Annotated in this window: 11 protein-coding genes; 6 read left to right on the top strand and 5 right to left on the bottom strand. The window is 70.2% G+C overall.

Annotation, left to right across the window (positions count from 1 at the left end):
- The first annotated feature begins 4 nt into the window (after window positions 1-4).
- The 4 genes from kdpC (at window position 5) to NCG93_RS13670 (ending at window position 5107) form a co-directional block, all read left to right on the top strand.
- Complete coding sequence (kdpC, locus tag NCG93_RS13685) at window positions 5-619, top strand: potassium-transporting ATPase subunit KdpC (protein WP_194412108.1); 615 nt, start codon at window positions 5-7, stop codon at window positions 617-619.
- A gap of 48 nt (window positions 620-667) precedes the next feature.
- Window positions 668-3193 carry a DUF4118 domain-containing protein gene (locus NCG93_RS13680; RefSeq protein WP_194412109.1) on the top strand — a complete coding sequence of 842 codons (2526 nt, stop codon included), beginning with the start codon at window positions 668-670 and terminating at the stop codon, window positions 3191-3193.
- 40 nt (window positions 3194-3233) lie between these two features.
- Window positions 3234-3920 (top strand): response regulator, encoded by a 687-nt coding sequence (locus NCG93_RS13675; RefSeq protein WP_194412110.1) that lies wholly within the window; start codon window positions 3234-3236, stop codon window positions 3918-3920.
- An 854-nt stretch (window positions 3921-4774) separates the two neighbouring features.
- On the top strand, window positions 4775-5107 hold the full coding sequence (locus NCG93_RS13670) for a hypothetical protein (RefSeq protein ID WP_194412111.1): 333 nt from the start codon (window positions 4775-4777) through the stop codon (window positions 5105-5107).
- A gap of 123 nt (window positions 5108-5230) precedes the next feature.
- Here the strand turns inward: NCG93_RS13670 and NCG93_RS13665 are convergent, their stop codons facing one another.
- Window positions 5231-6133 (bottom strand): TerC family protein, encoded by a 903-nt coding sequence (locus tag NCG93_RS13665; RefSeq protein WP_194412112.1) that lies wholly within the window; start codon window positions 6131-6133, stop codon window positions 5231-5233.
- A gap of 197 nt (window positions 6134-6330) precedes the next feature.
- On the opposite strand from NCG93_RS13665, the gene NCG93_RS13660 reads away from it, so the two are divergent.
- Window positions 6331-7452, top strand: a complete 1122-nt coding sequence (locus tag NCG93_RS13660; protein ID WP_372495995.1) for a fatty acid desaturase family protein — start codon at window positions 6331-6333, stop codon at window positions 7450-7452.
- A 53-nt stretch (window positions 7453-7505) separates the two neighbouring features.
- Here NCG93_RS13660 and NCG93_RS13655 read toward each other — a convergent pair whose 3' ends face one another.
- The 4 genes from NCG93_RS13655 to NCG93_RS13640 all read right to left on the bottom strand — a co-directional run bounded on the left by NCG93_RS13655 (window position 7506) and on the right by NCG93_RS13640 (window position 10413).
- On the bottom strand, window positions 7506-7997 hold the full coding sequence (locus NCG93_RS13655; protein WP_194412114.1) for an SRPBCC family protein: 492 nt from the start codon (window positions 7995-7997) through the stop codon (window positions 7506-7508).
- 108 nt (window positions 7998-8105) lie between these two features.
- On the bottom strand, window positions 8106-8984 hold the full coding sequence (locus tag NCG93_RS13650) for an alpha/beta fold hydrolase (protein ID WP_194412115.1): 879 nt from the start codon (window positions 8982-8984) through the stop codon (window positions 8106-8108).
- A gap of 20 nt (window positions 8985-9004) precedes the next feature.
- Entirely contained in the window at window positions 9005-9985 is a 981-nt protein-coding gene (locus NCG93_RS13645) for an SRPBCC family protein (protein WP_194412116.1), read from the bottom strand.
- A 2-nt stretch (window positions 9986-9987) separates the two neighbouring features.
- Window positions 9988-10413 carry an ArsR/SmtB family transcription factor gene (locus tag NCG93_RS13640; protein ID WP_194412117.1) on the bottom strand — a complete coding sequence of 142 codons (426 nt, stop codon included), beginning with the start codon at window positions 10411-10413 and terminating at the stop codon, window positions 9988-9990.
- A gap of 214 nt (window positions 10414-10627) precedes the next feature.
- Between NCG93_RS13640 and purL the strand changes: the two genes are divergently transcribed.
- Window positions 10628-12961, top strand: a complete 2334-nt coding sequence (gene purL, locus NCG93_RS13635) for a phosphoribosylformylglycinamidine synthase subunit PurL (RefSeq protein WP_194412118.1) — start codon at window positions 10628-10630, stop codon at window positions 12959-12961.
- The last annotated feature ends 169 nt before the right edge of the window (window positions 12962-13130 follow it).

Genomic DNA, 13130 nt, shown 5'->3' with positions numbered 1-13130 from the left:
CACCATGGCGACGTCCAGCCGCACCACCGTCCGCACCATCGGCGTCGCCGTGCGCGCGATGCTCGTGTTCACCATCACTCTCGGCGTCGGGTACACCCTCGTCGTCACGGGCATCGCGCAACTGGCGCTGCCGTGGCAGGCGAACGGGTCGCCGGTACACGATGCCGCGGGCCAGCCGGTCGGGTCGGCCCTCATCGGCCAGTCCTTCACCGATCCCGAAGGCGGTGCCCTCGCCGAGTACTTCCAGTCGCGCCCCTCGGCCGCCGGTGACGGCTACGACGTCGGGGCCTCGAGCGGCTCCAACCTCGGCCCTGAGAACGCCGACCTCGTCGCGGCGGTCGAGGCGCGTCGCGCAGCTGTCGCCGAGCTCGAGGGCGTCGCGCCCTCCGACGTGCCTGCCGACGCGGTGACCGCGTCCGGCTCGGGTCTCGATCCCCACATCAGTCCCGCGTACGCCCTGCTCCAGGTGCCGCGTATCGCCGCCGCCCGCGGCATCAGCGAGTCCGACGTGCGTAGCCTGGTGGAGGCGCACATCCAGCAGCGCGATCTCGGCTACCTCGGCGAGCCGCGCGTGAACGTCGTCGAACTCAACCTCGCCCTCGACGCGCTGGCGCGATGAGCACCAGGCGGCGGACAACAGGAACGACGGCGGACATAGGGTGACCACATGAAGCGCGGCAAGCTGCGGGTGCTGCTCGGTGCGGCGCCCGGGGTCGGCAAGACGTACGAGATGCTCGAAGAGGGACGGCGGCTCGCCGAGGACGGCCGCGACGTCGCCATCGCGGTGGTCGAGACCCACGGCCGCGCGGCCACCGCGGCACTCGCCGAGGGGCTGCCGGTCGTGCCGCGGGCCACCGTCTCGCACCGCGGGGTGGAGCTGACCGACATGGATCTCGAGGGCGTGCTGGCGCGGCATCCCGAGATCGCCCTCGTCGACGAGCTCGCCCACACCAACGCTCCCGGGCTCCCCCACCACAAGCGCTGGCAGGACGTGGACGCCCTGCTGGATGCCGGCATCGACGTCATCACGACGGTCAACGTGCAGCACATCGAGTCGCTCGGCGACGTGGTCGAGAAGATCACGGGCGTCGCCCAGCAGGAGACGGTGCCGGATGCCGTGGTCAGGGCCGCCGACCAGGTCGAGGTGATCGACCTCTCGCCGCAATCGCTGCGCGACCGCCTGTCGGCGGGGCTGGTCTACCCGGCGGAGCGGATCGACGCGGCGCTCTCGAACTACTTCCGGCTCGGCAACCTCACCGCACTGCGGGAGCTCGCCCTGCTCTGGCTGGCCGACGAGGTCGACAGCGCGCTGAAGTCCTACCGCGCCGAGCACGGCATCGAAGGCGCCTGGCAGGCGCGGGAGCGAGTGGTCGTCGCCCTCCCCGGCGGCTCCGAGGGCGAGACGCTGCTGCGGCGCGGCGCCCGCATCGCGGCCCGGTCGGCCGGCGGGGAACTGCTCGCGGTGCACGTCTCGAGCCAGGACGGCCTGCGGTCGGGCGACCCGAGCGCCCTCGCCGAGCAGCGGAGGCTGGTGGAGTCGCTCGGCGGCACCTATCACCAGGTCGTCGGCGACGACGTGTCGCGTGCGCTCGTCGAGTTCGCGCGCTCCGTGAACGCGACGCAGCTCGTCGTCGGCGTCAGCCGACGCGGCAGGCTCATGTCCGCACTCACGGGCCCCGGCATCGGCGCGACGGTCATCCGCGAATCCGGCGACATCGATGTGCACATCGTGACCCACGCCGCGGCCGGCGACCGGTTCCGGCTGCCGCGCATGACGGGCGGTGCGCTCAGCGTGAAGCGCCGCGCGCTCGGCTTTCTGCTCGCGATCGTCGGCGGGCCCCTGCTGACGTGGCTGCTGGTGTCGATTCGCAACGAGGACACGATCACCAGCGACGTGCTCGCCTACCAGCTGCTCGTCGTGCTCGTGTCGCTCGTCGGCGGCATCTGGCCGGCGGTGTTCGCGGCGGTGATGTCGGGGCTCACCCTCAACTTCTTCTTCGTCCAGCCGTACTACACGGTCTCGGTCGCGGATCCGCGGAACGTCTGGGCGCTGATCCTCTACGTCGTGATCGCCGTGCTCGTGAGCTTCATCGTCGACCGTGCCGCGCGTGCGGCGCGCGCCGCACGGCGTGCGGAGGCCGAGGCGGAGCTGCTGGCGAACGTCGCAGGCAGCGTGCTGCGCGGCGAGTCGGCGGTGCCGGCCCTCATCAGCCGCACCCGCGAATCGCTCGGCCTCGCGGGCGTGCGGCTCGTCGATGCCGATGGAACCGTCGTCGCCACCGACGGGGAGCCTCTGCGCGACGGTCGCTACGAGGCCGTCACGGTCGCTCGCCGCAACGGCGGCCCGCCCGCGATGCTCGAATTGCACGGTCACGACCTCGACGCGTCCGAACGCCGCTTGATCGACGCCGTGGCCGCGCAGCTCTCGGCCGCCCTCGAGCACAGCGACCTCACCGCCACCGCACGCACCGCCGGCGTGCTGGCCGAGACCGACCAGGTGCGCAGCGCCCTGTTGTCGGCGGTCAGCCACGACCTGCGCCGGCCGCTGGCCGCCGCGGTGGCGGCCGTCGGCGGACTGCGCGCCGCGGGAGCGAACCTCTCGCCGGAGGACCGCACCGAGCTGATCGCCACCGCGGACGAGTCGCTCGCCACGCTGTCGGCGCTCGTCACCGACCTGCTCGACGTCAGCCGGGTGCAGGCCGGGGTGCTGGCGGTGTCGCTGCAGTCCGTCGATACCCCGGGCGTGGTGCTCGCGGCGCTGGACGAACTGGGGGCGGGGCCCGACGGGGTGGAGCTCGCGCTCGATCCCGACCTTCCGCCGGTGGCGGCCGACCCCGTGCTGCTGCAGCGCGTGCTCGTGAACGTGCTGGCGAACGCGGTGCGTCATGCACCCGCGGCGTCCCGCGTCCGCGTCGCCACGAGCCGCCTCGGCGGCACCGCCGAGATCCGCATCGTCGACCACGGCAGCGGCGTCCCGCCGGAACGCCGCGACGACATGTTCGCGCCGTTCCAGCGACTCGGCGACACCGACAACACCGCAGGTCTCGGTCTCGGACTCGCGCTGTCGAAGGGGTTCACCGAGGGCATGGGCGGTACGCTCACCCCCGAGGACACGCCCGGGGGAGGCCTCACGATGGTCATCGCACTGCCCGTCGCCGAATCTGTCCCCGCCGACGAGAGGCCGCTCGCATGAAGGCTCGATCCGTGAAGCCTGCGGCCATGAGGGCGCAGTCGTGAAGGTTCTGGTCGCCGACGATGATCCACAGCTCGTCCGGGCCCTGCGCATCACGCTGGCCGCGCACGGGTACGAGGTGGTCGCAGCTCCGGACGGGGCGGCGGCCGTGGCGCTGGCCGCCAAGGAGCATCCCGAGATCGTGATGGTGGACCTCGGGATGCCGCGGCTCGACGGCGTCCAGGTCATCGAGGCGCTGCGGGGGTGGACGACGGCGCCCATCATCGTCGTGTCGGGCCGTACGGGTTCGGCCGACAAGGTGGAGGCGCTGGATGCCGGCGCCGACGACTACGTCACCAAGCCGTTCCAGATCGACGAGCTGCTCGCGCGGCTGCGCGCGCTGTCACGGCGCGTGGGCGCGGCATCCGGAACTCCCGTCGTGAGGTTCGGCGAAGTGGTCGTCGACCTGTCGACGAAGACGGTCACGCGCCGCGGCGAGCGCGTGCACCTGACGCCGACGGAGTGGCGGATCCTCGAGTTCCTCGCCCGCAACCCCGGGTCGCTGGTCACCCGGCAGGCGCTCCTCAAAGACATCTGGGGCACCGAGCAGGTCGCCGACACCGGCTACCTGCGGCTGTACATCTCGCAGCTGCGCAAGAAGCTCGAGGTCGACCCGGGCCGCCCCGCCCACCTGCTGACCGAGTCGGGCATGGGCTACCGCCTGCTGACCGACTCCCCCGACGCCTGACCCTGGCGTCCCGCCCACGCCGCGCGCCCTCTCCGTGGCCCGCCCCGCTACTCCCTCGCTCGCGAGCGCTGCAGTTCCCTGCGAGCGCTGCGCCTGACGACAGCGCGCTCGCCGGGAACTGCCGCGCTCGCGCCTCCTCCCCACGGGCATGCCCGGGCGCTTCCATCCACCGATGGGATCGGCACGGCGATGCTCGGCGGACATGGGCCCGCAATCTTGAGGCGTGTGGATCGACAGACCTCCGCTGGCCACCGTGTTCCGCCGCCGCGAGAACGACGGCGAGCCCGTCAACGACCGCAGACTGCGCGCACGCCTGGCGGGTGGTGAGATCGTCCGCATCGCTCGCGGTGCCTACGTCGAGCGGGCCGAGTGGGATCGCCTGACGCCGATGGCGCGACACGCGCAGCGGGTGTGGGAAGCAGGCGCTCGAGCGGCGTCCCCCTTCGTCGTGTCGCACTGGGGGGCGGCAGCGCTCCACGGCATCGATCTGCTCGGAAGATGGCCGGTGACGATCGACGTGAGCATCGACACCGCCTCCGGCGGAAGGTCGAGCGGCACCTTCCGCCGCCACGCTCGACCTCTGTCGGAGATCGAGACCAACCCGTGGGAGAGGCATTGCGTGACCACTCCGCTGCAGACCGCGGTCGATATCCTGGCGTCATCACGCTTCCTCGAGGGCGTCGTGGCGGCGGATCAAGCTCTGTGGAACAGACGACCGGGTGGCGCGCTGGTCGAGTGTGATGCGCTGCGGGACCGCGCGCACAGCGTCACGGGCCGCGGCTCGGCTCGAGCGCCTCGGGCCGCCGACTTCGCCACGAGTCTCGCCGACAGCGTGCGCGAAATCGCAGAGCCGTGTGCTCATCGCACTGCTGGGCTTTCCCGAGCCGCAGCTGCAGGCTCGGTTCACGCTCGCGGACGGCCGCGAGGCGTTCAGCGACTTCTTCTGGCCGGACCATCGCCACATCGGCGAGTTCGACGGCGCGGGCAAGTACCGCGATCCGGGGCTGCTGAAGGGTCGAACTCCGGAGGAGGTCCTGCTGGCGGAGAAGGATCGGGAGGACGAGCTCCGCCGCCAGGTCACCGCGTTCTCGCGCTGGCGGCTGCCCGCGCTCCGGTCGCCGAGGATGCTCTATGACATCCTGCAAGGCGCCGGTCTCCCGACGTCACGGCCTCGCCCAGGACGCTAGCTCCCGGCACGCGAGCGCGGCAGTTCACTGCGAGCGCTGCGCCGCGTGACAGCGCGCTCGCCGGAAACTGCCGCGCTCGCGAGCGCTGCCGCGCGGGCGGTCACCCGCGCGGCCGGAACCGGGTCAGCCGAGGCCCTGGCGCTCCTCGCCGGCGGCGGGCGCGGCATCCCCCGCCACCGGCTTGGAGGACAGGCCCACCGAACCCGCGTGCGGGTCGCTCGACAGGGCGGCCGTGACGGCCACCGACTCGTCGACGTCGGGGTACTGGGGGCGCAGCTGCACGGGGGTGCGTGCGCGCCGCTCCCGCTTGGCCCTCGAGGCGGCAGCCCAGAGGTTCAGCGCCTCGACGAAGATCGCGAACGCCATCGGGCCGTAGATGAACGCCTTGTCGATGTGGAAGCCGAAGCCCTCGGCGACGAGGAACACGCCGATGAGGAGGAGGAACGAGAGCGCGAGCATCTTCACCGTCGGGTGCTTGTTGACGAAGTTGAAGATGAAGCGCGAGGCGAAGAGCATGATGCCGAACGACAGCACGACCACGGTGATGATGATGAGCAGGTTCGTCGTCATGCCGACGGCGGTGATGACCGAGTCCAGCGAGAACACCAGATCGAGCACGAGGATCTGCGCGATCACCGAGCCGAACGTCACCGCCTTGCGACCCCCGCCGCCGTGCTCCTCCTCGGCCCCCTCGAGCTTGTGGTGGATCTCGGTGACGGCCTTGTAGACCAGGAAGAGTCCACCGGCGATGAGGATGAGGTCCTTCCACGAGAAGCCCATCTCGCCGATGAAGAAGACGTCCTCCTTGAGCGTGATGATCCACCCCGCGAAGAGCACGAGGACGACGCGCATGAGCATCGCGAGGGTGAGCCCGAGGTTGCGGGCACGCGCCTGCTGCTCCTTCGGCAGCTTGGACGCGAGGATCGAGATGAAGATGACGTTGTCGACGCCGAGCACCACCTCGAGGACGAACAGCGTCAGGAACACGGCGATCAGATCGGGCGTGAAGGCGAAGGAGAAGTCCACTCCGTCATCGTAGAGGCGGGACTTCTTCCGAACTCTGTCAAGATCCCCGCCTGGGGATGCCCCGCCAACATCCTGGGGATCCACCACCCCATTCCCCCACGGCCATATGCACCTGCGTAGTGTGGGCCCTAGCGATCGGCATCCGCCTGTGGCTCCGCGTCGACCAGGGTGGTCGGCATTCGACCAGAGCAGGTGCGATCATCGCCACCATCACCGCTGTCGCACCTGAGGCCGCCCGTCTGGGCCCCGTCCGACAGACCTACGCCGGCACCGAGACCTTCCCGCCCGTCGCCCGGGCCTACACCGAGGTCTCACAGGTCGTGCGCGAGACCGGCCTCCTCGCCCGGGCGCAGTGGTTCTACGCCCTCGTCGGCGCCGCACTCGTGCTCGCCTTGGGCGGCGCCATCACCGGCTTCATCCTGCTGGGCGACACCTGGTACCAGCTGCTGATCGCCGCCGCGCTCGGCGTGATCTTCACGCAGGTGTCATTCCTCGCGCACGAGGCGGCGCATCGCCAGATCCTCGCCTCCGGGCCCGCGAACGACCGGCTCGGGCGCATCCTCGCCTCGGGGATCGTGGGCATCAGCCTCTCCTGGTGGAACAACAAGCACAATCGCCACCACGCCAACCCGAACCGCGTCGGCAAGGACCCCGACATCGAGGTCGACACCATCCGCTTCCTCGAGGAGGATGCCGCCAAGGCGAGCCGCCTCGGTGCGCTCATCACGCGCAGACAGGGCTGGCTGTTCTTCCCGCTGCTCACGCTCGAGGGGCTGAACCTGCACTTCCTCGGCCTCAAGCACCTGCTCTCGCCCGGCGAGGTGAAGGGCCGCTGGACCGAGCTCTCGCTGATCGCCCTGCGCTTCGCCCTGTACCTCACGCCGCTCTTCCTCTTCCTGCCGATCGGCATGGCGTTCGCCTTCCTCGGCGTGCAGCTGGCCGTGTTCGGCGTCTACATGGGCGCGTCGTTCGCACCGAACCACAAGGGCATGCCGATCATCGCGGCCGACGCGAAGCTCGACTTCTTCTCCAAGCAGGTGCGCACCTCGCGCAACATCCGTGGCGGCTGGTGGGCGACGGCGCTCATGGGCGGCCTGAACTACCAGGTCGAGCACCACCTCTTCCCGAGCATGGCCCGGCCGCACCTCGCCAAGACTCGCGAGATCGTCATGGAGCAGTGCCGCACGCGCGGCGTGCCCTACACCGAGACGAGCCTGATCCAGTCGTACGGCATCGTCATCGCGTACCTGAACCGCGTCGGCCTCTCCGCCCGCGACCCGTTCGACTGCCCCATGGTGAACAAGTTCCGCACCGCCTGAGCAGACTTGCATGAAAGAAGGGACGGATGCCGCGGCATCCGTCCCTTCCTCGTTCAATGCGCAGCGACCAGGCGCTCCATCTTGTCGAGGCACTGGTCCAGGCCGCCGCGCGACATGTCGCGCGCCTCGGCGGTCGGGTAGCCGTGCTCGATCATGTGGAGTCGGGTACGCCCGCCGCCGAGGTCGGTCAGCGTCACCTCGTGGCGTCCGTCCTCAGGCGTGTCTGCCGGAACGCCCGCCTCCGCCGGCGTGATCGGGCTGCCGTCTTCGTCGCAGAAGCGCATGATGTAGCGCAGCGTTGTCGGCGCCTCCACCTCGGTGATGTCCCACCTGTTGTGGTAGTCGGCTCCGCCCCACTCCGCCGGCGCCCGCATCGTCACGATGATCGCGCCGCCGACGCGGACGTCGGCTTCCGCGCGAGGGCATGTGAATCCCGTCGGTCCCCACCACTCCCGCAGGTCGGCGGGCGTGGTCCACGCCGCCCAGACGCGCTCGATCGGCGCCTCGAACTCGCGGCTGACTTCCACGTCGAACGTCGTTGCCATCGTTGTCTCCCTTTCTCCGGTCACACCGCGACGCGCACGCCCTCCCGGTTGCGGGTGGCAGGGACTCGCCGTCGAACTCGTGGCGCCGTGACGCCCTGACTCACCCCGTCAACCGAGAACCTCCTGAAGGCGGGCGGCGAAGCCCGCCGGGTCGCCCGGGTAGCCCGGCTGATCGGTGAAGCCGGCGTGGTGGCTCGGGAAGTCCGCCACCGGCACACCGACGGCGGTGGCGACCGAACGGCCACCGCGGGCGGCCAGCGCGTCACCCGACTCCACGCCCACCGCGATGACGAGGCGTTCACCCCGCGCTCGGAGCGCGTCGATGTCGATGCGATAGGCGATGGTCGCCGGCATGTTCCGCATCAGCGGATTCGTGCGGGAGCCGTCGTCCTCGGCCGACATGCCGAACATCGCGGGATCGGGCGCGGGCCCGTCGAGGTACCCGTCGGTCACCGGCCCCTCGAACATCACGAAGGCGATGAACTTCGCCATGGCGGCACCATCGCCCTGCTCGGCGTAGGTGCGCTTCATGTCGGCGATCACGGCGAGCACCGCGTCGCGGTCGGGGAGATGCTCGGCGAGCGGCGGTTCGTGCGCGACGGCGATCCGAAGGTCGTCCGGGTGGGCGGCGGCGAGCGCGAGCAGGTGCACCGCCCCGCCACTGGTGCCGAAGGCATCGACGGCGCCGACGCCGAGCGCCGCGATGACGCGGTGCAGGTCGGCCGCGTGCTGCTCGGGCGTGATGTCGGCCGTGTCGACGGGGTTCCGCCCGGCACCGCGCGGGTCGTACGTCACGACCGGCCTGTCCGTCATGCGCGCGGCGAGGAGTGCGAGCCCGCTCGCGTCCATCGGTCCGGCGAAGAGGAACAGTGCCGGGCGATCGACGGTCGCATCGGCCAGGTCGCCGTGGATGTCGTAGGTGATCGCGTCTTCTCCGGCCCCCACGACGTGGGTGGTCACGGGGCGTGTGGCGGTGTCCTCGGTCATGATCGTCTCCTTTTCTCCGGTCACACCGACGCCAGCACGCCCTCGAGGCGTGCGTAGCTGGTCTCCATGCCGTCGGTCATGCCGGTGGCGAGCACCATGTCACGCGTCTGCATGTCGGGGTACTCGATCAGCAGCGTGATGAGCGTGGCGCCGTCCTCCTCCTCGAGGTTGAGGTCGTTGAGCGTCGACGGGTAGTCGGTGCCTGTCATGTGCTCCGTGGTGACGGCGCGGCGCGGCGCCTCCGACAGCAGGGTCTCGCCGTCGAACCCGAAGCGCTCGCCCTCCGTGCCCTCGATCGGCTCCCACTCGTAGCGGTAGCGACCGCCCACCGACGGATCGACCTCGCACACCGACATCCGCCAGCCGTCGGGGCCGAGCATCCACTTCTCGAGCAGCTCGGGCTCCTGGTGCGCACGCCAGACCAGGTCGATCGGACCTTCGATGAGGCGCGTGATCCGCACGTGGGTGTCGTCGAGGATCTCGGTCTGCGTGCCCTTGCCCGCGGCGTAGTCGCGCAGGCCCTGCAGCACCCGGTCGAGCTGGTTGATCGCCATGGTCGACCCCTCCACCATGCCCATCGCGACGACCTGCTCCAGCGCCTCGGCCGACGTGAAGCGCGTGACGCTCTCGAGCCGCGCGCCGGATGCCGTGGGCTCGAAAGCGAGAGTCATGCGTGAGGTCGGCATGTCTTCGCGCACGTTGCCGTTCTCGTCGGCGAACGAGTCCAGCACCGCGAGCGAGTGCGGTCCGTCGATCTCGAGGAACTCCCACGTCGCGTGGTACTTCTCGCCCTTGGGGCCGGTCATGAGATAGCGCGCGTGGCCGCCGACGGTGAGGTCGAACGACGTGAAGGTGGCCGGGTATCCGGGCGGGCCCCAGAAGCGCTCGAGCTGGCGGGGATCGGTGAAGACCTCCCAGAGACGCTCGACCGGGGCCGTGAAATCGGCTGTCAGCGTCATGGTGAGCGCTTCGGCATCTGTGGTGACATCGGTGACGGGCATTGTCATTCTCCTCGTGTCGTGAATTGTTGTGTCGTGGGTTGCTGCGTCGTGGATTGATCGGTTTCGGAGTGGGGTATCGCGGGCCCTGAGCCGCGGGGACCCGCCAACAGCGCGTCGAGTCGGTCGATGCGCCCGCGCCACATGTCTTCGTAGTGCCCCAGCAGCGCCCGCGCCCGGGCGATCATCGTGGGATCCGCTCGGACGAGACGCTCACGGCCCTCGGCGCGCTTGATGATGAGGCCGGCGGCCTCGAGTACGGCCACGTGCTTCTGCACCGCCGCGAACGACATGTCGTAGTCGCGCGCCAGCGTGGAGACCGAGAGCTCGCCCTCGATCGTGCGACGCACGATGTCACGCCGGGTCGCCGCGGCGAGCGCGTGGAACACGCGGTCGGTCTCATCATCGGTGAGTTCGATTCGTACAACCATTTGGTTGTACGTTACGCCGGGATGCGGCATCCGTCAACCGTTTCTCGGGCGAATCTCGCCGAGACAGGGGACTCCGCCCGAGACGCAAGGCGACGCCCCCGGTCTCGCCCGGATTCCCCTGGTTCGGGGCGGTCGTCGCACGAGACGACCGGATGCCGCGGCCGAACTAGACTGGACCGGTCCGGCATCCCCGAAATTTCAGGAGCTGAGCCGCGTGACCACCCCCTCTTCGACCGCCGTCGCCGACACCGTCGACAACGCCATCGCCACGCCGGAGAAGGAGCAGCCCTACGCGGCGCTCGGTCTCAAGCCCGACGAGTACGACAAGATCCGCGAGATCCTCGGCCGCCGCCCCACGTCGGGCGAGCTGGCGATGTACTCCGTCATGTGGTCGGAGCACTGCTCCTACAAGTCCTCGAAGATCTACCTCCGCAAGTTCGGCGAGAAGGTCTCGCACGAGATGAAGGAACGGCTCATGGTCGGCATGGGCCAGAACGCCGGCGTCGTCGACATCGGCGAAGGCTGGGCGGTGACCTTCAAGGTCGAGTCGCACAACCACCCGAGCTACATCGAGCCGTTCCAGGGCGCCGCGACCGGCGTCGGCGGTATCGTGCGCGACATCATCTCGATGGGCGCTCGACCGGTCGCCGTCATGGACCAGCTGCGCTTCGGCGCCATCGACAACCCCGACACCGCGCGCGTCGTGCACGGGGTCGTCTCCGGCATCTCGTTCTACGGCAACTGCCTCGGCCTGCCGAACATCGGCGGCGAGACCGTGTTCGACGCCGTCTACCAGGGCAACCCGCTCGTGAACGCGCTGGCCGTCGGCGTGCTGCGCCACGAGGACCTCAAGCTCGCCAACGCCACCGGCGCCGGCAACAAGGTCGTGCTCTTCGGCGCCCGCACCGGCGGCGACGGCATCGGCGGGGCATCCATCCTCGCCTCCGACACGTTCGCCGACGGCGGTCCGACCAAGCGCCCGGCGGTGCAGGTCGGCGACCCGTTCGCCGAGAAGGTGCTCATCGAGTGCTGCCTCGAGCTGTACCGCGACGAGCTCGTCGAGGCCATCCAGGACCTCGGCGCGGCGGGCATCTCCTGCGCCACGTCGGAGCTCGCCGCGAACGGCGGCTCGGGCATGCGCGTCGACCTCGAGAACGTCCTGCTGCGCGATCCGTCGCTCACGCCCGAGGAGATCCTCATGAGCGAGAGCCAGGAGCGCATGATGGCGATCGTGGCTCCCGAGAAGCTCGATGCCTTCCTCGCCGTGGTCGGCAAGTGGGATGTCGAGACGAGCGTCCTGGGCGAGGTCACCGGCGACGGGCGCCTGCAGATCTTCTGGCACGGCGAGGAGATCGTGAACGTCGACCCCTCGACGGTCGCGGTCGACGGGCCTGTCTACGAGCGCCCCGTGGCCTACCCCACGTGGATCGACGCGCTGCGCGAGGACTCGGCATCCGCTCTCCCGCGTCCGACCGACGCCGAGACGCTCCGCGACCAGTTCACCCGCCTCGTCGCGAGCCCGAACCTCGCCGACACGTCGTGGGTGACCAACCAGTACGACTACTACGTGATGGGCAACACGGCGCTGTCGTTCCCCGACGACGCCGGCATGATCCGCGTCGACGAGAACTCCGGTCTCGGCTTCGCGATCGCCACCGACTGCAACGGCCGCTTCTGCCAGCTCGACCCGTACCAGGGTGCGAAGCTGGCGCTGGCCGAGGCGTACCGCAACGTCGCCGTCAGCGGCGCGGTGCCCACGGCGGTCACCGACTGCCTCAACTTCGGCTCGCCCGAGAACCCCGAGGTCATGTGGCAGTTCTCGCAGGCGGTCGACGGCCTGTCGGACGGATGCCTCGAACTCGGCGTCCCCGTCACCGGCGGCAACGTCTCGTTCTACAACCAGACCGGCGACCAGCCGATCTTCCCCACCCCGGTCGTGGGCGTGCTCGGGATCATCGACGACGTCGGACGCCGCATCCCGTCCGGATGGCAGGACGCGGGCGAGAACATCTACCTCCTCGGCGTCACGTCGACCGAACTCTCGGGCTCGCAGTGGGCCGGCACGATCCACGGCCACCTGGGGGGCCGCCCGCCGGCGGTCGACCTCGGCCAGGAGAAGAAGCTCGCCGAGCTGCTGCACGCGGCCGGCCAGCAGTCGCTCGTGTCGTCGGCGCACGATCTGTCGTCCGGCGGCCTCGCGCAGACCCTCGCCGAAGCCGTCATGCGCTTCGGCGTCGGCGCACGGGTGTGGCTGAACGAGATCCAGGAGCGGGACGGAGTGGATGCCGCGACCGCCCTCTTCTCGGAGTCGACGGGCCGCGTCATCGTGTCGGTGCCGCGCGAGGACGACGTGAAGTTCCGCGGGCTGTGCGAGGGACGGGGCTACCCGGTGCTGCGCATCGGCGTGACCGACAGCGCTGCGGACGGCGACGAGCCGGCCCTCGAGGTGCAGGGACTGTTCACGCTGCCCCTCGCCGAGCTGCGCCGCCTTTCTACGTCGACCCTTCCTGACGCCTTCGGCCCGATCGTCACCGAGCACACCGCCTGACCCCGGGCGTTTCGTCGGGCGCCGGAGCGCCCGTCGCTCGACGACCGGTCTCTGCAGCGCGCCACCATGGCCGCACCCGCGTTCGTCGTGCGCGCGCCAACACGCAGCCGGTCGTTGAGCGACCGAGGAACGAGCGAGACGAAACGCTGCGGACCCTAGGATGGGACCC

The sequence above is a fragment of the Microbacterium yannicii genome (assembly GCF_024055635.1).
Lineage (GTDB): Bacteria > Actinomycetota > Actinomycetes > Actinomycetales > Microbacteriaceae > Microbacterium > Microbacterium yannicii.
Note: the sequence above shows the minus strand (reverse complement) of the source record. Positions and strands in the feature narration are given on the sequence as shown.